Origin of the sequence: Nonomuraea sp. NPDC050022 (assembly GCF_044460705.1) — a bacterium.
Taxonomy (GTDB): Bacteria; Actinomycetota; Actinomycetes; order Streptosporangiales; family Streptosporangiaceae; genus Nonomuraea.
This window is the reverse complement of record NZ_JBITKE010000019.1, coordinates 21,573-40,545: the sequence shown is the minus strand read 5'-3', so window position 1 is coordinate 40,545 and position 18,973 is coordinate 21,573. Positions and strand designations below refer to the sequence as shown.

At 70.5% G+C, this 18,973-nt stretch carries 18 protein-coding genes and 1 tRNA gene; 10 read left to right on the top strand and 9 right to left on the bottom strand.

All coding sequences use genetic code 11. From position 1 onward, the window contains the following. Window positions 1–34: 34 nt before the first annotated feature. Window positions 35–1,147: a galactokinase gene (galK, locus tag ACIBO2_RS53065; RefSeq protein ID WP_358535848.1), complete on the top strand. Its 1,113-nt coding sequence runs from the start codon at window positions 35–37 to the stop codon at window positions 1,145–1,147. A gap of 301 nt (window positions 1,148–1,448) precedes the next feature. Here galK and ACIBO2_RS53060 read toward each other — a convergent pair whose 3' ends face one another. From ACIBO2_RS53060 to ACIBO2_RS53045, 4 genes are all read right to left on the bottom strand, one after another. Then, window positions 1,449–2,222, bottom strand: coding sequence for an enoyl-CoA hydratase-related protein (locus ACIBO2_RS53060; RefSeq protein ID WP_358535846.1), 774 nt, complete (start codon window positions 2,220–2,222; stop codon window positions 1,449–1,451). A 49-nt stretch (window positions 2,223–2,271) separates the two neighbouring features. Continuing rightward, window positions 2,272–3,411 (bottom strand): nitric oxide synthase oxygenase, encoded by a 1,140-nt coding sequence (locus ACIBO2_RS53055; protein ID WP_358535844.1) that lies wholly within the window; start codon window positions 3,409–3,411, stop codon window positions 2,272–2,274. Window positions 3,412–3,604: 193 nt separating this feature from the next. After that, window positions 3,605–4,231, bottom strand: coding sequence for a response regulator transcription factor (locus ACIBO2_RS53050; protein ID WP_358535842.1), 627 nt, complete (start codon window positions 4,229–4,231; stop codon window positions 3,605–3,607). Then, a complete protein-coding gene (locus tag ACIBO2_RS53045) occupies window positions 4,216–5,439 on the bottom strand; it encodes a sensor histidine kinase (protein WP_397304860.1) in 1,224 nt (407 codons plus the stop codon). Before ACIBO2_RS53045 ends, ACIBO2_RS53050 begins: the two co-directional genes overlap by 16 nt. A gap of 84 nt (window positions 5,440–5,523) precedes the next feature. Here ACIBO2_RS53045 and ACIBO2_RS53040 point away from each other — a divergent pair, with 84 nt between their 5' ends. After that, window positions 5,524–5,709 (top strand): hypothetical protein, encoded by a 186-nt coding sequence (locus tag ACIBO2_RS53040; RefSeq protein WP_358535838.1) that lies wholly within the window; start codon window positions 5,524–5,526, stop codon window positions 5,707–5,709. A 53-nt stretch (window positions 5,710–5,762) separates the two neighbouring features. Here ACIBO2_RS53040 and ACIBO2_RS53035 read toward each other — a convergent pair. After that, window positions 5,763–5,834: transfer RNA gene (locus tag ACIBO2_RS53035), tRNA-Asn, on the bottom strand. 126 nt (window positions 5,835–5,960) lie between these two features. On the opposite strand from ACIBO2_RS53035, the gene ACIBO2_RS53030 reads away from it, so the two are divergent. Further along, window positions 5,961–6,284: a YtxH domain-containing protein gene (locus ACIBO2_RS53030; protein ID WP_357947691.1), complete on the top strand. Its 324-nt coding sequence runs from the start codon at window positions 5,961–5,963 to the stop codon at window positions 6,282–6,284. A gap of 262 nt (window positions 6,285–6,546) precedes the next feature. On the opposite strand, the gene ACIBO2_RS53025 is transcribed toward ACIBO2_RS53030, so the two are convergent. The 3 genes from ACIBO2_RS53025 to ACIBO2_RS53015 all read right to left on the bottom strand — a co-directional run bounded on the left by ACIBO2_RS53025 (window position 6,547) and on the right by ACIBO2_RS53015 (window position 8,539). Next, window positions 6,547–7,020 carry a hypothetical protein gene (locus ACIBO2_RS53025; protein ID WP_358535836.1) on the bottom strand — a complete coding sequence of 158 codons (474 nt, stop codon included), beginning with the start codon at window positions 7,018–7,020 and terminating at the stop codon, window positions 6,547–6,549. Next, the gene (locus ACIBO2_RS53020) at window positions 7,017–8,291 is read right to left on the bottom strand and encodes an MGH1-like glycoside hydrolase domain-containing protein (RefSeq protein WP_358535834.1); all 1,275 of its coding nucleotides are present in this window, start codon (window positions 8,289–8,291) and stop codon (window positions 7,017–7,019) included. The genes ACIBO2_RS53025 and ACIBO2_RS53020 overlap by 4 nt, the downstream gene beginning before the upstream one ends. A 92-nt stretch (window positions 8,292–8,383) precedes the next feature. Beyond that, window positions 8,384–8,539: a hypothetical protein gene (locus ACIBO2_RS53015; RefSeq protein ID WP_357947682.1), complete on the bottom strand. Its 156-nt coding sequence runs from the start codon at window positions 8,537–8,539 to the stop codon at window positions 8,384–8,386. A 175-nt stretch (window positions 8,540–8,714) separates the two neighbouring features. Here ACIBO2_RS53015 and ACIBO2_RS53010 point away from each other — a divergent pair, with 175 nt between their 5' ends. The 7 genes from ACIBO2_RS53010 (at window position 8,715) to ACIBO2_RS52980 (ending at window position 17,370) form a co-directional block, all read left to right on the top strand. Next, window positions 8,715–9,884 carry a hypothetical protein gene (locus ACIBO2_RS53010; RefSeq protein ID WP_397304859.1) on the top strand — a complete coding sequence of 390 codons (1,170 nt, stop codon included), beginning with the start codon at window positions 8,715–8,717 and terminating at the stop codon, window positions 9,882–9,884. After that, a complete protein-coding gene (locus ACIBO2_RS53005; RefSeq protein WP_358535830.1) occupies window positions 9,881–12,025 on the top strand; it encodes a tetratricopeptide repeat protein in 2,145 nt (714 codons plus the stop codon). The genes ACIBO2_RS53010 and ACIBO2_RS53005 overlap by 4 nt, the downstream gene beginning before the upstream one ends. Then, complete coding sequence (locus ACIBO2_RS53000; RefSeq protein WP_397304857.1) at window positions 12,025–13,170, top strand: PP2C family serine/threonine-protein phosphatase; 1,146 nt, start codon at window positions 12,025–12,027, stop codon at window positions 13,168–13,170. The genes ACIBO2_RS53005 and ACIBO2_RS53000 overlap by 1 nt, the downstream gene beginning before the upstream one ends. Further along, the gene (locus tag ACIBO2_RS52995) at window positions 13,163–14,455 is read left to right on the top strand and encodes a VWA domain-containing protein (RefSeq protein ID WP_358535826.1); all 1,293 of its coding nucleotides are present in this window, start codon (window positions 13,163–13,165) and stop codon (window positions 14,453–14,455) included. The genes ACIBO2_RS53000 and ACIBO2_RS52995 overlap by 8 nt, the downstream gene beginning before the upstream one ends. Continuing rightward, a complete protein-coding gene (locus ACIBO2_RS52990) occupies window positions 14,455–15,099 on the top strand; it encodes an FHA domain-containing protein (RefSeq protein WP_358535823.1) in 645 nt (214 codons plus the stop codon). The genes ACIBO2_RS52995 and ACIBO2_RS52990 overlap by 1 nt, the downstream gene beginning before the upstream one ends. An 82-nt stretch (window positions 15,100–15,181) precedes the next feature. After that, the gene (locus ACIBO2_RS52985) at window positions 15,182–16,564 is read left to right on the top strand and encodes a hypothetical protein (RefSeq protein WP_358535821.1); all 1,383 of its coding nucleotides are present in this window, start codon (window positions 15,182–15,184) and stop codon (window positions 16,562–16,564) included. Beyond that, window positions 16,561–17,370 carry a transporter substrate-binding domain-containing protein gene (locus ACIBO2_RS52980; protein ID WP_358535819.1) on the top strand — a complete coding sequence of 270 codons (810 nt, stop codon included), beginning with the start codon at window positions 16,561–16,563 and terminating at the stop codon, window positions 17,368–17,370. Before ACIBO2_RS52985 ends, ACIBO2_RS52980 begins: the two co-directional genes overlap by 4 nt. A gap of 77 nt (window positions 17,371–17,447) precedes the next feature. Here the strand turns inward: ACIBO2_RS52980 and rpoD are convergent, their stop codons facing one another. Then, window positions 17,448–18,551, bottom strand: coding sequence for an RNA polymerase sigma factor RpoD (gene rpoD, locus ACIBO2_RS52975; RefSeq protein WP_214638280.1), 1,104 nt, complete (start codon window positions 18,549–18,551; stop codon window positions 17,448–17,450). Between the last annotated feature and the right edge of the window lie 422 nt (window positions 18,552–18,973).

Genomic DNA, 18,973 nt, shown 5'->3' with positions numbered 1-18,973 from the left:
CTACGGTCGGACCTTTGTTGAGGAGTGTTGGATTATGCGCGTTGTCGATGCTTTTCGGGCCGCCTTCGGCGCCGACCCCCGGACGGTCTGGCACGCGCCCGGCCGCGTCAACCTGATCGGCGAGCACACCGACTACAACGACGGCTTCGTCCTGCCCTTCGCGGTGCCGTGGGGCGTCACGGCGGCCGTCAGCCCGCGCGAGGACGCCACGATCCGGCTGCTGTCCCTGCAGTCGTCCGGCGACCCGCTGGTGATCTCCAGTCACGAGGAGTCACAGGGCTGGAGCCGCTACGTGGTCGGCATCCTGGCGATGCTGGGCGACCGGGTGCACGGCGCCGACATCGCCATCGACGGCGACGTGCCCCAGGGCGCCGGGCTCAGTTCGAGCGCCGCACTGGAGGTGGCCATCGCCTCGGCCCTCAACGACCTGTACGACCTGGGCATGACGCCCATGGAGCTCGCCCAGCTCAGCCAGCGGGCGGAGAACGACTTCGTCGGCATGCCGTGCGGCATCATGGACCAGGCGGCGTCCGCGCTGAGCACCGAGGGGCACGCGCTGTTCCTCGACTGCCGCTCGCTCGGCTCCCGCAACATCCCGCTCGACCTGGCCGCGCATGGGCTGACCATCCTCATCATCGACACGCAGGTGCACCACGAGCACGCGGGCGGCGAGTACGCCAAGCGCCGCGCGGAGTGCGAGTCGGCGGCCCGCAAGCTGGGGGTCGCGGCGCTGCGCGACGTCACGGACCTGGCCGGGGCGCTCGACCAGCTGCAGGGCGCCGAGCGCAAGCGCACGATGCACGTCGTCACGGAGAACCACCGCGTCGAGGCGCTCATCGGCCTGCTCAGGGCCGGGGCGATTACGGAGATCGGGGCGCTGCTGAACGCCTCCCACCTGTCGCTGCGCGACCAGTACGAGGTGTCGTCGCCGGAGCTGGACCTGGCCGTGGAGGCGTCGCTGCGCGGCGGCGCCCGGGGCGCCCGCATGACGGGGGGCGGCTTCGGCGGCTCGGCGATCGCGCTGGTGTCCGACGAACGCCTGGAGGCCGTGAAGGAGTCGGTGCGCGCGGCTTACGCCGAGCGCGGCTGGCAGCCTCCCCGCTTCCTCCCCGCCACCCCGTCCCCGGGTGCGCGGCGGGTGTCCTGACTGGGTGGCTGTGGGCGCGTTTCTTCGTGCAGGCCCGCACTTCTCTTAAGAGCGACATTCTTTGTTACGGCAGGCCCGGTGGGCCCCACCCGCCAACCGGGGCCGGGGCCCGTCCAGGGGCACGCTCCTCCGGTGGAGGTGGCTGGGCGCCGTGACGTGCGTCTTCTTGGCCCCGGCCGTGGCCAGTCCGACCCACCGCACAGAGCCGGGCCCGTCCAGAGGCACGCTCCTCCGGTTCACCGGCTCGCCGCCGCAACGTGCGCACGGACACCTTCTGCGTGGTCTTCGGGAACCCCTCTGACTACAGGGGCGGGAAGTTCGGCGGGCGGCGCTCCAGGAAACTCGCGACGCCCTCGGCGAAGTCCGGGCGGTTGAAGGAGGCGAGCATCTCCTGGGTCGCCGTCTTGGCCGCTTCGTCCAGGGTGATGTTCCAGTCGTTCCAGACCTGACGCTTGATGACGGCCATGGAGGCCGGGGAGCTGTGGGTGGCGAGCTCCAGGGCGTACTCCTGGGCTGAGGCGAGCAGCGCGTCGCCCGGGATCGAGCGGTTGGCCAGGCCGAGCTCGTAGGCCTCCGCGCCGGTGAAGACCCGCCCCGACAGGAGGATGTCCATGGCTCTCTGCTGGCCCATGAGGCGGGGCAGGATCCACGACAGGCCGTATTCGGCGATCAGGCCGCGGCGCGGGAAGGCCGTGGTCCATTTGGCGTCCTCGGCCGTGAAGATCAGGTCGCAGGCCAGCGCGTGGACCACCCCCAGCCCGGCACAGGCGCCGTTGACGGCGGCGATGATCGGCTTGGCGATGGTCGTGGGGAAGGTGTTGGGGCGCGGGTCCGGCGTCTCGTCGTAGTCTCCGGTCTGGATGGCGCTGAGCGTCTGGAAGTCGGCGCCCGAGCAGAATCCCTTGCCCGCGCCGGTCACCACGATGGCCCGCACGTTCGGGTCCTTCTCGGCCTCCTGGAGAAGGTCGAAGTAACACCGGCCCATCGCGTCCGTCCAGGCGTTGAGCCGGTCGGGACGGTTGAAGGTCAGGGTGAGCACGCCTTGATCGGCCGAGGAGAGAACGAGTTCCGCCATAGGGCAACAGAATCATATTCTAGTGATGAAAGGCAAGACGACCCTCTGTTCAGCCGGTGTGGTGGACGAAAGCTGGGGTCATCGTGGGATTGTCGTAGTAGCGGTGGAAGACGCGTGTGGTGCCGCCGGAGATGGGCGGCACGATCCACGACCAGTCGGCCGGGCACACCCGCCCCGCCTTCTCCTCCCGTCCCAGGTGCGTGAGGAACCGGTTCGACTCCGTGTGGTGGTCGGTCATCGTCACCCCCGCCTGCTCGAACGAGTGCAACACGGCCACGTTCAGCTGGACCAGCGCGTGGTCCCGCCACAGCGACCGGTCGGAGGCGGTGTTCAGCCCGAGCCGCCCGGCGACCACGGGCAGCTGGTCGTAGCGGTCGGTGTCGGCGAGGTTGCGGGCACCGATCTCCGCCCCCATGTACCAGCCGTTGAAGGGCGCGCACGGATAACAGAGCCCGCCGATCTCCAGGCACATGCCGGAAATGGCCGGCACGGCATGCCAGCGCAGCCCCAGGTCGGCGAACCACGGATGGTCCGGATGCGTGAGGGGCACCTCCAGCACCGCGTCGCCCGGCAGATTGCACAGCAGCCTCTGCCCGCGCCCCGGCTGGATGACCAGGGGCAGCACATCGAACCTGCCGCCCTTCCCGCCCCGCCAGCCGAGCCGCCTGACCTTCTCGGTGAAGTCGACGTAGCGGGGATCCCCCACGATCGACCCGTCGCGCATGCGATACCCGGCGTACCGGATGAGCTGCTCGTTCAGCACCCGGGGTCCGCGCCGCTCAGGCGTGTCCGGCGGGAACACGGTGATCGTCGGCCGGATCTTGCCCTCACCTGTCGCGTCGCGCAGATGGGCCACGCACTCGAGGGCCACGCCCTCGGCGCTGGTCACCTGCCTGCGGTCGCGCACCCGTAACGAGCGCCAGTAGAGCCGCCCGATGCAGCGGCCGCTGTTGCGCCAGGCCACCCTGGCACCGAACTGCAGCTCCTCGAAGGTATGGGCATAAGTCCCATGACGGGCGATCTCCTTGGCGACCTCACGCAGACGCGCGTGCACGTCACCCGCGCCGGGATTCTCGGCGTGGAAGAGCCTGATGAAGCGCTCCGCCTCGCGGATGTCGATCGTTCGCTCGATGAGCGTCTGTACGGCGATGGCATCGAAGGGACGTAGGGACCTGATCCAGGTACGCACGCAGTAACCAGCACTTTTCCATCAACGGAGCGCCCCGCCGATTCCGGGTCGGCGGCACCTCCTGGCAGGCGGCGCCCTCTCCACACCGCCTTCACGACGTGCCCGCAGCTCCTGCCATCCTTCACCGTCCACAGCCGTTTGTCCCGGCAAATCGAAAATCCCGTGACCTTACGACTACAAAGCGTGAAAGGCGCTATCCGCCGGGCCGCCGCACCAGGTCGAGCCGCATCGCCACCACCACCGCCGAGGTCCGGTCGGAGACGCCCAGCTTGCCGTACGCCCGCAGCAGATGCGTCTTGACCGTGGCCTCCCCGATGAACAGCCGCCGGCCGATCTCCCCATTGGTCAATCCCTCCGCGACCAGCTCCAGCACCTGCCGCTCCCGCGCCGACAGGCGCCACCCTTCGGGTCCGGCCTTGTGCCAGGTCGCCAGGCGGGCGGACACCGACGGCGACAGGACGGTCTCGCCACCCGCCACCGCCCGTACCGCGGCCGCCAGGTCGGCTCGTGACACGTCCTTCAGCAGGTATCCGGCGGCGCCGGCCGACATGGCGCGCTCGATGTCCGCGTCGTTCTCGTACGTGGTAAGCACGATTACCCGATAACCCGTGCCCAGCCGCCGGATCGCGGTCACGCCGTCGCAGCCCGGCATGCGCAGGTCCATGAGGATCACGTCGGGCCGCAGTCGTGGCGCGACCGCGAGAGCCTCTTCACCGGATCCGGCCTCGCCGACCACCTCAATGTCCGGTTCGGCGACGAGCATCCCGCGCAGGCCCTCGCGGACCATCGGGTGGTCGTCGACGATCAGCACGGCGAGCATGGCAACTCCACTGTGACCGTCGTGCCCGTCCCAGGGGAGGCCGCCACGGTGACGGTCCCACCGAGCCGCGCCACCCGGACCCGCATGGTCCGCAGGCCGTACCCATCGCAGGTGGTGGACGGCTCAAAGCCGTCACCGTCGTCACTCACCCACAACCGCACCGCTCTATCCCCGTCGTCACTCACAGACGGCCGCACTGCCGCCACCCCGTCATCGCTCACCGACAGTCGCTCTGCCGCGCCCCTGTAGTCCAGCGTCAGCCGCGCAGACCGGGCGCGGGCGTGCTTGCGCACATTCGCGAGCCCTTCCTGAGCGACCCGCACCAGCACCGCCTCGGCGGTGGCGGGCAGCGCGACGGGCTCGCCCCTGACGGTCACCTCCACCGGCACCTCGAACCCCTCCCCCAGCCGGCGCAGCGCCTGCCCCAGTGACGTGCCGTCGAGCGCGGGCGGGGCGAGCGCCGCGATGAGCGCCCTCGTCTCGGCCAGGTTCTCCTTCGCCGTCTGTACGGCCAGCGCCACGTGCCGCTCGGCCCCCTGACCGGCCTCAGCGGCCTGGAGGAGCATGATGATGCTGGTGAACCCCTGAGCCAGGGTGTCGTGGATGTCGCCCGCCAGCCTTTCGCGCTCCGCCAGGACCCCGGCCTCCCTGCTGACCTCCGCCAGCTCCTCCCGGGTGCGGTCAAGCTCTTCGATCAGCTCGGCCCGTTCGCGGTTCTGCTGGTACAGCCGGCTGATGAACGTGCCGAGCAGCGCGCTCGCCGGCAGTCCGACGGCCAGGGCGAGGAGGATCAGCAGCGGGTCCTCCCCGACCGCCGTCAGTCCGTTGAGCACCGGCGCGGCGAAGAACGCCGCCGTCAGCACCACGGCGTACGCCACCCGCAGCGACATGAACGCCATCGGCACCAGCGCGGACAGCGCGATCGCCGACGCCGACTCCAGCAGCCCGGCTCCGGTGACCAGGACGAGCATGCTCGCCGCGTACCACCAGCTCTCCCGCACGGGGATGGCGTCCGCGCGGACGGCTTTGCGGCCGACCAGAACGTAGGAAAGGGCCAGCAGGAGCACCAGTCCGACGGCGATGGGCGGGCCGCCGTCCGCCACCATCGCGATGACGGTGGTGATGAGCACCACCGCGAAGTACGCGTCCCAGAACGGATAGGAGCGCAGCCAGGCGTTCTCGGCCCGCGCCGCCACGGGACTCCCCATGATCTGCAGTTTTACCCTCTTATGGCCATATGTCCACCGATCGGTGGATACCCCGGCGACGCCGGAACCGTGATCGTCATGGTCATGAACAAGCACATCTACCGCACGGTCATGCTCGCCCTGTCGCTCGTCTTCGCCGCGCTGATCGCCATTCTGGCCCTCCTCGGCAGCGGCGCCATCGGCCTGGTCGCCGGGATCGGCGGCGTCCTCCTCGGCCTCGGCTGGGCGCTCTACGGAGTGCTGACCGGCAAGCGGGACACCACGGTCTAGCCGCAACAAGAAACCCCCCTCCCCGAAGACCCGGGAAGGGGGGTTCAGCCTTGCTCCCGCGATAGGACTCGAACCTATAACCTGCCGGTTAACAGCCGGCTGCTCTGCCGTTGAGCTACGCGGGATCGAACGTTCGCGCTGATCGGCGGGCCTTGCGGGCCGCTCCCCTGGGCGCAGGAATAGATTAGCGCACTCGAGGAGTGCGTGTCGCATCGTCATTCGGGTAGGCCCGGAGACAGCGGAGGTGCAATATGCGTTATCGGATGACATTCGCCATTGGTCTCGCCGTCGGCTATGTCCTGGGCAGCCGGGCCGGCCGCGAACGGTATGAGCAGATCAAACGGGCCGCCCAACGCGTTGCCGACAGCCCCAGGTTCCAGGAGACCGCGGGCGTGATGGGCGCCCAGCTGTCGAAGGCGGCCGGAGTGGCCAAGTCGAAGGTGGGGGACACGCTCCAACATCGGATCCCGTTCCTCAACGGCCACGACCACCACGACACCGGCACCGGCTGGCCCGGCGAAGAGGTCGAGCAGGCCGGCCAGAAGAAGACCGACCAAACCGGCATTCCGCACTGACGCGGAACTTGCTGCGGAACTAGCGGAACTAGACGCGGGCAACGCTGGGCCCCGGGCATGAGCGCAGGACGAACCACCGCTCATGCCCGGGGCGCTCGCGTGCCACCGCATTCACAAGCCCGGGGTCCCACCCCACGCACAAGCCCGGGGTCCCACCCCACTCACAAGCCCGGGGTCCCACCCCACTCGCAAGCCCGGCGCGCACGCATGCCCCGCCGTCTGCCGGGCGGCCGAACTCATGCCGCCCGCGCGATCCGGCTCCTCAGACCCCCATGCTGCGCCGTACGCCCTCAAGAGCCTGTTCGGCCTGTGCGCGTACGCCCGGGTCGTTCGGGTCGAGGCCGTCGTCGAAGACGAGGGTCCACCCCAGCACCTCACCGCCGGGCGGGCGCCTGGCCACCAGTCGTACCCCGCCACGGCCGGGCAGGTCCACGTGCTTGTTCACCACGATGGTGGCGTTGACCCGCTCCCGGACCGTCTCGGGCAACAGCCGCGGCTCCGGCAGCTCCACGCGGTGCCGCTCGCCGGACATGGTGAGGATGTTCAGCCCCTCCTCGTCCCAGGCGGCCCGGTCGATCGTCTCGTACGGCACGCGGAGCCCGCCGGGCAGGTGCAGCGCCAGATTGGTGGCCACCACGTGCCCGTCGCCGGTGGCGGCGAAGGTCAGCACCCGCTCCCCCGGCTCGGTGACCAGGGCCTTGCGGACGTCGGCGGGCAGGCGGCGAAGGAAACTCATTCCTTCACGCTATCGGCGAGCAGGTCGAGGGTGAGCGCGGCACTCCAGGAGAAGTCCCGGCACCCCCGGCCGCTGCCGTCGAACGGGTCGAAGCACTCGCGGAACCCCGCCTGCCTGACCAGGCGGAGCGTGCCGTTGGCGAGTTGCCGGCCGAGCGAGCCGAGCGCGTGGACGTCGGCCGCCCGGCGCAGCAGCCAGTTGGTGTTCACCCAGGACGGGCCGCGCCAGTAGCGGGTGCGGTCGAACTGGGCGGCGCGGATCTCGCAGCTGGGCACCGGATAGCCCGTGGCGCCCATGAACCTGGCCGATTCGAGTATCTCGACGGCCGCGTGGACGCGATCGCTGGGCAGCTCGGGGTCGAGCAGCGGGCCGAAGCCGCCAACCGTGCAGACCCGGATCAACCGGTCGGTCCTTAGGTCGCGGGCGTAGAAGCAACCGTCCCACAGGCGGTCGAGAAGTGCCGTCCTGATGCGCTGGGCCTGCTCGGCGTGGGGCACCGGGTCGGCGCGGGCCAGCGGCGCCAGCTCGGCCATGGCCTGGCAGGAGGCGAGCCAGATCCCGTTGAACATCGGGTCCTCGATGGCGAACGGGTGCTCGTCGCGCAGGTATTCGGCGCGGTAGCCGGCGTTGCGGTAGCGCAGCGCCAGCCAGACGTAGCGGTCGTGGTCGCTGTCGGGGTGGCGCTCGTCGAGTTCGACGGTGCGGTAGCCGTACCTGATCTCGGGCAGCGCGGCGAGCGGCTGGTCCCAGGCCGGGCTGTCGTCCATGCCCGACTCCCAGGGGTGCACGATGGCGGCGAGCCCCGAGCCGCCCAGGTCGCGCGCGGCGGCCAGGTAGGCGTGCTGGGCGGCCAGCGCCGGAAACGCCCGCCTGACGAAGTCGGCGTCCCCGGTGTGCCGGTAGAGCCACCACAGGGCCAGCGCGTGCAGCGGCGGCGAGGTGAGACCCGAGGTGAGCACGCGCGGCGCGGCGTCGTGGTCCTGTGAGCGCCAGACCGAAGGGCCCGGGAAGTACGCCTCGGGGGTGTGGAAGACGATGTGCGGCACCATGCCGGTCGCCCACTGCCCGGCCAGCAAACTGAGCAACTCGGCACGAGCCCGGTCAGGCCGGTGCCTGGCCAGGCCGATCACCACGAACGCCGAGTCCCAGCTCCACTGGTGCGGGTAGAGACCTGGAGCGGGAACGGTGGAGGTTCCCGTCCAGTTCGCCTCGAGCACGGACAGTGCCTCGCGCCCGAGCGCGGCGTCGTCGACCGCGGGCCGCGCCTCCATCAACCCACTATGCGCCGCTATGCCGAAGGAAGCTATCGCGAAGGAAGCTATCGCGAAGGAAGCTATCGCGAAGGAAGCTATCGCGAAGGAAGCTACGTCCGGGCCCACTTGGAGACGAGCATGATGCCGAAGGCCACGGCTCCGATGATGAGTCCCCACTTGATCAGCGTGAAGACGAAGCCCACGAGGGGGCCGATGAGGATGAACACGGCGATGATCGCCAGGATTGCGAGAAGTATGCGTCCCATGTCTCTGACGTTACGAGATCGTTCAAGCGGATTGCAGGTGAGGCAGGGTTGAATCAGGGACAAGTCAGGGTCTCCCCTACTCTCGGAACCAACCGGTCGGTTTCGCCGTTTAGCCGGTAGACAACGGGGCTCGGGGGCCCGTATCACGGGGAGCGTGATGAGTCTGGGACCACCCATGAGCAGGGAGGGTGCGGAGTACGCACTGCGCGCCCGAGCCGACGAGCGCGACCGCATCTCCGGCGACCTGCTCGATCTTGAAGCCCACACCACCTACCAGTTACTCAAGGGCGCCTCCTTGCGCGGCCCGACCCAGACCCGCTGGGCCACCGCGCAGGGCGCCATCGCCGCACTGTGGGCGCTTTACGACACCTATCGGGGGGTGTTACGCGCGGCCGAGCAGGTCAAGGGCGCCCGCGGCCGCCTCGGCGCGGAGCAGCTCGCCACCGTGACCGAGCTGCTGTCGGGCCGCTCGGTGGTGCTGAAGGCCGCCGCCAAGCCCGTCGAAGAACGGTCCCTGCTCCCCCAGGCGGACGAGCGGCTCACCCTGGACGAAACCGTCGCCCGAATGGACGCGGCCTTCCAGCAGGCCACGGACGTACTGACGGAGATCGACACGGTCTGGTCCGCGGCGTTGCCCCGCCTCGACGCCGCCGACGCCGAGCTGCGCGCGGTCGGCGACCTGCGGCGGCAGCTCGGCGAGACCCTTGACCTGACCCAGACGGAGACCGATCTGCGGCGGATGCGGACCGCCGTACTCGAAGACCCGCTCGGCTCGGCGCCGCCGGAGCACGAGCTGGAGCGCGTCACGCGTCTCCTGGCGAGCACCCGCGCGGACCTGGAACGCGCGCTCCAGGTCAGCCAGGAGTACGGCAGACGGCGCGAGGAGCTGGTGGCCGCGCTGGACCGGGTACGCGCGGCCGAGAGCGAGGCCAGGGTGGCCCACGGCAGGGTCGTGGTGAAGATAGCCCTGCCGCCGCAGGCACAGCCGCGGAGCAAGGTGGACGCGCTGGCCGGCGAGCTGGACGCGCTCGACGCCGCGCCCGGCACCTGGCTCGACCGGGCCGGGCGGCTGACGGCCCTGGAGCAGGGCGCCCAGCAGGCCGCCCAGCAGGCACAGGCCACGGCGACGGCGCTGATGGGGCTGCTCGGCAGGCGTGACGAGCTACGCGGGCGGCTCGGCGCGTGCCAGGCGATGGCGTTGCGCAAGGGCCTGGCGGAGGACCCGGACGCGACTGAGCTGTACGAGCGGGCGCGGCTGCTGCTGTGGAGCGCTCCCTGCGATCTGACGAAGGCGGCACAAGCCGTCGACCTGTATCAGCGTGCGATCCACGGAGGTGGCCGATGACCCGATGCGCCCAGCCAGGCTGTACGGGCACGATCGAAGATGGCTACTGCGACCTGTGCGGCCACGCGGCGGCGTCCGCCGCGCCCGCCGCGGCCTCGACCCCGGCGACGGCGTCGAGCCCCTCGGACTCCCCTGACACCCGGCCGGTGAGCAGGCAGATGACCGGCCCGCTGAGCAGTGGCCGGTCGCGGCCGGGCGTGCTGGGCGAGCTCGCCGACCTGCCGTCGGTGCCCTATCGGGATCCGGCCACCGCGATCATGGCCAATCCCATGGTGCCCGAGGAGAAGCGGTTCTGCGCCAACCCGGCGTGCGGCGAGCCGGTCGGCCGCTCCAGGCAGGGGCGCGCCGGGCTGCCCGACGGCTTCTGCCCGCACTGCCGTACCTCGTTCTCCTTCACCCCCAAGCTGGCCAAGGACGACTTGGTGGCCATGCAGTACCGGGTGCTGGGCTGCCTGGCGCACGGCGGCCTCGGCTGGATCTACCTGGCCGCCGACGAGAACCTCGACGGCCGCTGGGTGGTGCTCAAGGGCCTGCTGAACACCGCCGACGCCGAGGCGCTGGCGGCGGCGGAGGCCGAGCGGAAGTTCCTCACCACGGTCGACCACCCGAACATCGTCAAGATCATCAACTTCCAGCGCTCCGGCGGCCTCGGCTACATCGTCATGGAGTACGTCGGCGGCCAGTCGCTGCACGAGCTGCGCCGCCAGGGACCGCTGCCGCTGCGCGAGACGCTCATGTACGGACGGGAGATCCTGCGCGCGTTCGGCTACCTGCACCAGCACGACCTGGTCTACTGCGACCTCAAGCCGGCCAACGTGATCAGGGTCGGCAATCGGCTCAAGCTCATCGACCTGGGCGCGGTCCAGCGCGTCGGCTCGCCGCCGGGCACCTCCTGGGCCACGGTCGGCTACCACGCGCCCGAGCTGGAGACCCAGCCCTCGTCCGTCGCCTCCGACCTGTACACGGTGGCCAGGACGCTGGCGGTGCTGACCATCCCGTCGTTCAGCCCGGCCAAGGGCGGGGTGGAGAACCCGCTGCCGGCGGACTGCGGCAACGAGTCGTTCGCGCGGTTGCTGCGCCGGGCGACCGCCCCCGACCCCGCCGCCAGGTTCCAGAGCGCCGAGGAGATGGAGGAACAGCTCGTCGGCGTGCTGCGCGAGATCAGCGCGCTGGCGGAGGGGGTGCCGTACCCGGCGCAGTCCGCGCTGTTCGGGCCCGAGCGGCTCGCGGCGGGGGCGGCGCTGGCCGCCGACCGCGGGCGGGTGTTCGCCGGGCTCGACCCGCTGGAGGCGGCGGCCGCGCTGCCGGTGCCGCTGGCCGACCCCGCCGACCCGGCGGCGGGCGCGCTGGCGGGCCTGGTCGGCCGCGATCCCGACGTGCTGGTCAGCCAGGTCGAGGGGATGGCGCGGACACCCGAGACGCTGCTGACCAAGGCCCGGCTGCTCGCCGAGCAGGGCTCGGACCAGGCGCTCTCCGCGCTGGACGAGGCGGGGCGGACGCTGCCCGGCGACTGGCGGGTGACCTGGTACCGGGCGGTCCACCTGCTGGCCTCGGGTCACGCCGACCGGGCGGCGCCGATCTTCGACGAGTGCTTCTCGCTGCTGCCCGGCGAGTGCGCGCCCAAGCTGGGGCTGGCGTTCGCGCTGGAGTGCATGAACGGCGACCCGGTCCGCTGGTACGAGAGCGTGTGGCGTACCGACCGCTCCTACGTGAGCGCCGCGTTCGGGCTGGCCAGGGCGGGCCGGATCGCGGTGCTCGACGAGGTGCCGACCACGTCCAGCCACCGGGTGGCCGCGCAGCTCGCGGTCGTGGCCGCGGTGGCCAGAGCGACGGGAGCGGCCGACCCGGGCAAGCCGAACGAGCTGTCGGCCGCGGCCGACCGCCTCGACGACCTCACCGACCTCGACCCGCGCCGCCGCGAACTGCTCACCGCCGAGCTCCTGGAGAGCGCGCTGACCTGGCTCGACGCCGGCAAACCACCGGGCGGTCTGAAGCTGGCGGGCGCCGAGTTCACCGAACCCGGCGTACGCAAGCGGCTGGAGGGCATCTTCCGCCGCCTGGCCGTGGCCGCGAGCTCCCGCCAGGAGCGCCAGGCCCTCGTCGACCAGGCCAACGCGGTCCGGCCCCGGACGTGGGTGTGATGGACGACACCGCCGCTCCGAAGGCGGACGTCCGGTGCCCGGTCTGCGAGACCCCTGTGTTCGCCGGCGACTCCTTCTGCGAGGCGTGCGGGCATCCACTCGGTGCACCTGCCTGTACGTCCTGCGGCGCCCCCGCCGTCGACGCGGAGGGCTACTGCGAGCGCTGCGGCGTGCGCCAGCCCACCAGCCGCGACCACGCGGAGCTCGAACTCGACGGCGGTACGGCGGGCGTGACCGACAAGGGCCTGCGCCGCAGCCGCAACGAGGACGCCATGGCGCTGCTGTCCACGGGCACGCAGACGGTGGTCGTCGTCTGCGACGGCGTGGGCAGCTCGCCGCGCGCCGACGAGGCGTCGGCGGCCGCGGTGGAGACGGCCTGCGCCGCCCTGGCCAGGGGTGTCTCCACCGAGGAGGCGTTCGGCCTGGCCAGCCGGGCCGTGGGCAAGCTGGCCACCTCGGTGGACGACGCCCCTGCCTGCACCTATGTCTCGGCCGTGGTCGAGGGTGGCCGGATCACGCTCGCCTGGGCGGGGGACTCCCGCGCGTACTGGCTGTCCACCGGCCCCCGGCCGACCAGAACCAACCCGTCCGCCGACACCCAACCGGTCGCGACCGACCCTCCCGCCGACACCCGGCAGGCCCATACCGGCCTTCCCACCGACACCCGGCAGGCCGATACCGGCCTTCCCACCGACACCCGGCAGGCCGATACCGGCCTTCCCACCGATGCCTGGCCGGTCGAGGCCGGCCTTCCCACCGATGCCTGGCCGGTCGAGGCCGAGGCGAGCGTCGACACCCGGCCGGTCGGGGTTCTTCCGGCGGCCGCCATCCGGTCCGCCGTGACCGGTCAGATCGTCGACACCCAGTTGACCGAGGACGACGCCGCGCCGACGGGTGAGATCACCGCCTGGCTCGGCGCCGACTACGGCGACGTGCGCCCGCACGTCCGCGTACTGGAGCCGGAGACCCCGGGCCTGCTGCTCGTGTGCAGCGACGGCCTGTGGCGCTACCTCGACGGCTACACCTTCCCTTCCACCGGCAGCCCTCTGGACATGGCCCGCGCGATGCTGCGACACGCGCTCGACTCCGGCGGGCAAGACAACGTGACCATCGTCCTGATCCCTCTAGGAGACGCACATGGGTGACCAGCCCACTTTCACCCTGCACATCGACCAGAACAAGTACCTCCCGATCGACGGGCGCGAGGTGCACGCCATCCTCACGATCAACTCCACCGGCACGGTGACCACCCAGTCCGCCACCCCGGCCGAGGCCGCGGAAGTGATCATCATCGACACGTCCGGGTCGATGAGCGGCGGCAAGATCAGGGAGGCCCGGGCGGCCGCCGCGACGGCCGTGCAGACCCTGCGCGACGGCGTGCACTTCGCGGTCATCGCCGGGACCGACCGGGCCCGTGTCGTCTACCCGAACGGCCCCCAGCTGGTCAGGGCCAGTGCGGCCACCCGGGCCGAGGCGCAGCGGGCCATCGGCAAGCTCTCCGCCGGCGGCGGCACCTCGATCGGCCAGTGGCTGCAACTGGCGGCCCAGCTGCTGTCGGCCCACCCGAACGCGATCAAGCACGCCATCCTGATGACCGACGGCCAGAACAACGAGCGCGACAACGTGTTCGCCGACGCGCTGGCCCGCTGCGAGGGCGCGTTCGTCTGCGACAGCCTCGGCGTCGGCGACGACTGGGTGCCCGCCGAGCTGCGCAAGGTCGCCGAGGCGCTGCTGGGTACGTTTGACTTCGTCCGCAACCAGGGTGACCTGGCCGACTTCTTCCGCAACCTCACCCAGACCTCGATGAGCAAGACCGTGGCCGAACTGGTGATGCGGGTGTGGGTGCCGCAGACGGCGACGCTCAAGTGGGTCAAGCAGGTCTCCCCGACGCTGCTCGACCTGACCGGCAAGCGCACCGACGTCAACCCGCTGACCGGCGACTACCCGACCGGCTCGTGGGGCACCGAGGACCGCGAGTACCACCTGTGCGTCGAGGTGCCGCCCGGCCAGATCGGCAGCGAGATCCGCGCGGGCTGGGTGAAACTGCTCCGTCCCGACACCCAGGAGGTCTTCGCCAGCGGCAACGTGCTCGCCCAGTGGACCGACGACCTGGCCCAGTCCACCCGGATCAACGGCAAGGTCGCCCACTACACCGGCCAGGCCGAGCTGCACGAGCTGATCCAGGACGGGCTGAGCGCCCGCGCGGCCGGCGACGTCGAGAAGGCGACGGCCCGCCTGGCCAAGGCCAAACAGCTCGCCGCCGACTCGGGACGCGAGGACACGGCCCGCCTGCTCGACAAGGTCGTCGAGGTGGATCCGGCCTCCGGCACCGCCCGGCTGCGCAAGAACGTCGACAAGGCCGACGCGATCGAGCTCGACACCGGCTCGGTGCGTACCAGCAAGCTGCGCAAGAACGGGGAGGGCAGCTGATGGCGACCTGCCCCCAGGGCCACACGTCGGGCGACGACGAATACTGCGACGTCTGCGGCCTCCAGCTGGCCGCCTCACCGCCACCGGTCACCTCGTCCGCCGCGCCGGCCGGCGTCGGCTCCGGCGCCGCGGTGGAAGACTGTCCCGTCTGCCAGACGCCGCGTGCCGGGCAGTTCTGCGAGGTGTGCGGCCACGACTACTCGGGCGCCGCGCCCACCATGGCGCCGCCGATGGCCGGAGCGCGCTGGGAGGCGGTCACCGCCGCCGACCGCGCCTACTACGAGAAGGTGATCGCCGAGGGCGGCCCCGATGCCGACGCCGTCGCCTTCCCGCCGTACTGCCCCGAACGGTCCTTCGCGCTGTCCGGCGAGCAGGTACGCATCGGCCGCCGCAGCCGGGGCCGCGACCTGCGGCCGGAGATCGACTTGACCGGGCCGCCCGAGGACCCTGGCGTGTCCCATCTGCACGCCGTGCTGCTCGCCGGGCACGACGGCTCCTGGACGCTCGTCGACCCGGGCTCCTCCAACGGCACCCAGGTCAACGGCAGGCCGGTCGCGGTCAACGTGCCGGTCCGGGTGGGCGCGGGCGACCGCATCCACGTCGGCGCCTGGACCGTCATCACGATCCGCGAAGGCACCCCGTGACCGGCGAGAGGGCCGCCATGACCGGCGAGAGGATCGTCATGAACGCTGTCACGACCGCTGTCACGATCCGCGAGGGGGGACCATGACCATCGTCCAGGCCAGGCCGCCCGGCCAGGTCGGCCTGGCTCCGCCAGGGGCTCCGGCGCGCCGGAGTGTGCCGGGGAGGATCCGGGTCATCTCCGGCATCACCGTGGCCTCCCTGGCGCTGCTCTTCGCCGCGCTGGCGGCCGGGAGTGTGAGCGCGCGCGACGGGCTGACGGTGATCGGCCGCGACGCGGGCCCGCAGGTCGTCGCCACCGCCGGCCTGTATCTCGGGCTGAGCGACATGGACGCGCAGGTCGCCGACGCGCTGCTGATGGGCAAGGAGTACGCCCGGCAGCGCCAGGCCGCCATCGCCCAGTACGAGCGGCGGCGCTCCGAGGCCAACCAGGCGCTGCTGAAGGCGTTCGAGCTGTCCGGCGACAATCCCGCCGAGCGGCAGACCGTCCAGTCCGTGCTCGACGGCCTCGGCCGCTACGAGCGGCTGGCCGGGCAGGCGCTGCTGCTCGACACCCAGTCCGGTCACGCGGCGGGGCCGCCGCCGCAGAAGGTGGTCGAGGTGTATCGGCAGGCCACCGACCTGATGCGGCTGGTCCTGCTCCCCCAGGCCTACAACCTGACGCTGGAGAGCGGCACGATCGTGCGGAGCACCTATGACGAGAAGAGCGTCATGGTGCCGATCGTACGGTTCGCGGTGATCGTGGCCGGGCTGCTGGCCCTGGCCTGCCTGGTCTGGCTGCAGGTCTTCCTGGCACGGCGCTTTCGCCGAGTGTTCGGGCCGGCGCTGCTTGCGGCGACCGTCGTGACCGTCGTCGCGCTGCTCGCCGGGGTGAACGTGCTTGGCCGGGACGCGCAAGAGCTGCGCACCGCCAAGGCCGACGGCTTCGACTCGGTGCTCACCCTGGCCAGAGCCCGCGCGATCAGCAACAGCCTGCACGGCGACCAGAGCCGGTTCCTGCTCGACAAGGGGCGGGCCGACACCTACGAGCACACCTTCCTCGACAAGTCCCAGTCGGTGATCTACCTGGAGGCCGGGAACCTCGACACCTACCAGGCCAAGGTGGCGCAGGGCGCCAAGAACTTCCTCGGCCTGCTGGGCACCGAGCTCGGCGGGGACGACGGCGAGCGGGCGCTCGAGGCGTACACGCGCTTCCAGGACGCCGACGCCAAGTTCCGCGCGCTGGCGGCCAGCGGCCAGGCCAGCCAGGCCGTGTCGGCGAGGCTGGGGACGGTGCGCGAGTCCTTCGATGCCTACGACCAGGCGCTGCTGAAGCTCGCCGAGCAGCATGAGGCGGTGTTCAAGCGGGCCACGGACGCCGGCGAGAGCGCGCTGGACAATCTGTGGCGGCTGCTCCCGTTCGCGATCGGCGGCCTCGGCCTGCTGGTCATCGCCGGGGTGTGGCCACGGCTCAAGGAGTACCGATGAAGCGGCTGCTACCGGCGGTGCTGGTCCTGACCGCGCTGCTGGCCGGGGCGTGCGGCATGGGCGGCCAGGAGTCGATCATGGACAAGGACACGATCGTCATCGGGGTCCGTCCCGACCTGCCGTCGGTCGGCGTGCGCAAGTCCGACGGCAGCTTCGAGGGCTTCGACGTGGACGTGGCCCGCTACATCGCCCAGAAGCTCGGCAAGGACTTCACCTTCATCCCGGTGCTGGCATCCGACCGGGAGAAGGTCCTGCTCAACGGCAAGGCCGACCTCGTGCTGGCGACGTACACGATCAGCCAGGACCGCAAGGCGAAGGTCCTGTTCGCCGGGCCGTACCACATCTCCTACCAGGACATCCTGGTACGGCCGGACGAGCCGTCGATCAAGAACGTCCGTGACCTCAAGGGCCGCAGGATCTGCCAGGTGAAGGGCTCGAACGCGACCCAGCGGGTCCTGGAGGAGCGCAAGGTGGCCGCGGAGGTGGTGCCGGTGGACGACTACGCGGCCTGCCTGGCGGCGCTCAAGGACCGCCGGCTGGACGCGATCACCACCAACGACGTCATCCTGGCCGGCCTGGCCGTCCAGGACGGCAGCGGGCTGCGGCTGGTCAACGCCCAGTTCAACGAGCAGCGGACCGGGGTCGGCATGCACAAGGGCGACGTCGCGGGGTGCGAGGCGGTCAACCGAGCCATCACCACCATGTACCAGGACGGGACGGCCTCGAAGTTGCTGCACAAGTGGTTCGGCAAGGCCGGCCTGAACCTCAGCACCATCGCGGTCCCGCAGTTCGAGGGCTGTTCCTGAAAGTGTGGAGAACGACGGCGGGCCCGGGGAGAACCCCGGGCCCGCCGTTCTTCGCCGCGAGTCAATCCAGCCGCGAGTCAATCCAGATAGTCGCGCAGCATCTGCGCCCTGGTCGGGTGGCGGAGCTTGGCCAGCGTCTTCGACTCGATCTGCCGGATGCGCTCCCGGGTGACGCCGAATTCCCTGCCCACCTCCTCCAGCGTGCGCGGATGCCCGTCGGCCAGGCCGAAGCGGAGCTGGATGATGCGCTGCTCACGGTCCGACAGCGTCGCCAGGATGTCGTCGAGCTGGTCCTGCAGCATGATGAAGGCCGCCGCCTCCATGGGCACGACCGCGTCGGCGTCCTCGATGAAGTCGCCGAGGTCGGAGTCTTCCTCACCGATCGGCGACTGCAGTGACACCGGCTCCTGGGCGATGCGCTGGATCTCCACCACGCGATCGACCGGGAGATCCATCTCCTTGGCGATCTCCTCGGGCGCGGGCTCACGGCCGAGGTCCTGGTGGAGCTGCCGCTGCACTCTGACGAGCTTGTTGATCGTCTCCACCATGTGTACCGGAATGCGAATGGTGCGCGCTTGGTCGGCTATCGCACGGGTGATCGCCTGCCGGATCCACCAGGTGGCGTAAGTGGAGAACTTGTATCCCTTGGTGTAGTCGAACTTCTCCACCGCGCGGATGAGCCCGAGGTTGCCTTCCTGGATGAGATCGAGGAAGAGCATTCCACGGCCCACATAACGTTTGGCGATCGAGACGACGAGCCTGAGATTCGCCTCGATGAGTCGCTGTTTCGCCCGCGTGCCCTGCCAGACGAGCTCCCTGAACTCGGGAAAGGCCAGACGTGATACTCCGCTGGCCAGCTTGTCCTCGGCGAACAGACCGGCTTCGATCGACTTGGCGAGCTCCACCTCCTCTTCGGCTGTCAGCAGCGGTACCCGGCCGATCTCCCGCAGGTAGATACGGACTAGATCGCTGGTCGGCGCCCGCTTGCCTACGTCTTCCTCGTCGGCGCGGGTGGTCTCTTCCTCTCCCTGGGGTTCGAGAACCTCCACGCCGTTCTCCGCGAGCATCCGCACGACGCGTTCCAACGCGTCGGACGGCAACTCTGAGCGGTCAAGCGCGGCTGCGACGTCATCGACGGTTACGCTTCCGCGCTCCCTTCCCTTCGCGACGAGGTCCGCCACTTGATCTACGGATGGCGGTCCACTTGGCAGTACCGATGCACCCACGGGACACAGTCTGCAGTATTGGTTCCGTAAAATGGCAGACCCATTTTTGTAACCGAAGGTAAGGCCGTGGCCCTTACCAAAATGAGATCGCTTAAAGGTTTAGCGGCAGTTTGATCAGGAAAGTAAAGTCAATTACGCGGTCGAGTAAGGAGTGTCCGGGGCGGGGTTGTCGCCGGACACCAGGCGCAGCCTGCCCGGATGCCTTCTGACACCGCTGTCTCGCACGGCTGGTGAAGGATTTCGCCACGGCCATCTGGATTCAACAAGTTCCCGACATCTTGTGCTCGGCAACTCTCGAACGAGCCGTTACACGGGCCATTCGCGGCTCGCCATCCGCCGGTGGGCTCCGTCAAAGCGGGTGCGCACGGGCCCGCCGA

What these genes read in the sequence shown, in the direction of transcription:
- galK (WP_358535848.1), top strand. Translation starts at nt 35, where the DNA reads ATGCGCGTTGTCGATGCTTTTCGGGCCGCCTTCGGCGCCGACCCCCGG.
- ACIBO2_RS53060 (WP_358535846.1), bottom strand. Translation starts at nt 2,222, where the DNA reads ATGGCGGAACTCGTTCTCTCCTCGGCCGATCAAGGCGTGCTCACCCTG.
- ACIBO2_RS53050 (WP_358535842.1), bottom strand. Translation starts at nt 4,231, where the DNA reads ATGCTCGCCGTGCTGATCGTCGACGACCACCCGATGGTCCGCGAGGGC.
- ACIBO2_RS53045 (WP_397304860.1), bottom strand. Translation starts at nt 5,439, where the DNA reads ATGGGGAGTCCCGTGGCGGCGCGGGCCGAGAACGCCTGGCTGCGCTCC.
- ACIBO2_RS53040 (WP_358535838.1), top strand. Translation starts at nt 5,524, where the DNA reads ATGAACAAGCACATCTACCGCACGGTCATGCTCGCCCTGTCGCTCGTC.
- ACIBO2_RS53030 (WP_357947691.1), top strand. Translation starts at nt 5,961, where the DNA reads ATGCGTTATCGGATGACATTCGCCATTGGTCTCGCCGTCGGCTATGTC.
- ACIBO2_RS53025 (WP_358535836.1), bottom strand. Translation starts at nt 7,020, where the DNA reads ATGAGTTTCCTTCGCCGCCTGCCCGCCGACGTCCGCAAGGCCCTGGTC.
- ACIBO2_RS53020 (WP_358535834.1), bottom strand. Translation starts at nt 8,291, where the DNA reads ATGGAGGCGCGGCCCGCGGTCGACGACGCCGCGCTCGGGCGCGAGGCA.
- ACIBO2_RS53015 (WP_357947682.1), bottom strand. Translation starts at nt 8,539, where the DNA reads ATGGGACGCATACTTCTCGCAATCCTGGCGATCATCGCCGTGTTCATC.
- ACIBO2_RS53010 (WP_397304859.1), top strand. Translation starts at nt 8,715, where the DNA reads ATGAGCAGGGAGGGTGCGGAGTACGCACTGCGCGCCCGAGCCGACGAG.
- ACIBO2_RS53005 (WP_358535830.1), top strand. Translation starts at nt 9,881, where the DNA reads ATGACCCGATGCGCCCAGCCAGGCTGTACGGGCACGATCGAAGATGGC.
- ACIBO2_RS53000 (WP_397304857.1), top strand. Translation starts at nt 12,025, where the DNA reads ATGGACGACACCGCCGCTCCGAAGGCGGACGTCCGGTGCCCGGTCTGC.
- ACIBO2_RS52995 (WP_358535826.1), top strand. Translation starts at nt 13,163, where the DNA reads ATGGGTGACCAGCCCACTTTCACCCTGCACATCGACCAGAACAAGTAC.
- ACIBO2_RS52990 (WP_358535823.1), top strand. Translation starts at nt 14,455, where the DNA reads ATGGCGACCTGCCCCCAGGGCCACACGTCGGGCGACGACGAATACTGC.
- ACIBO2_RS52985 (WP_358535821.1), top strand. Translation starts at nt 15,182, where the DNA reads ATGACCATCGTCCAGGCCAGGCCGCCCGGCCAGGTCGGCCTGGCTCCG.
- ACIBO2_RS52980 (WP_358535819.1), top strand. Translation starts at nt 16,561, where the DNA reads ATGAAGCGGCTGCTACCGGCGGTGCTGGTCCTGACCGCGCTGCTGGCC.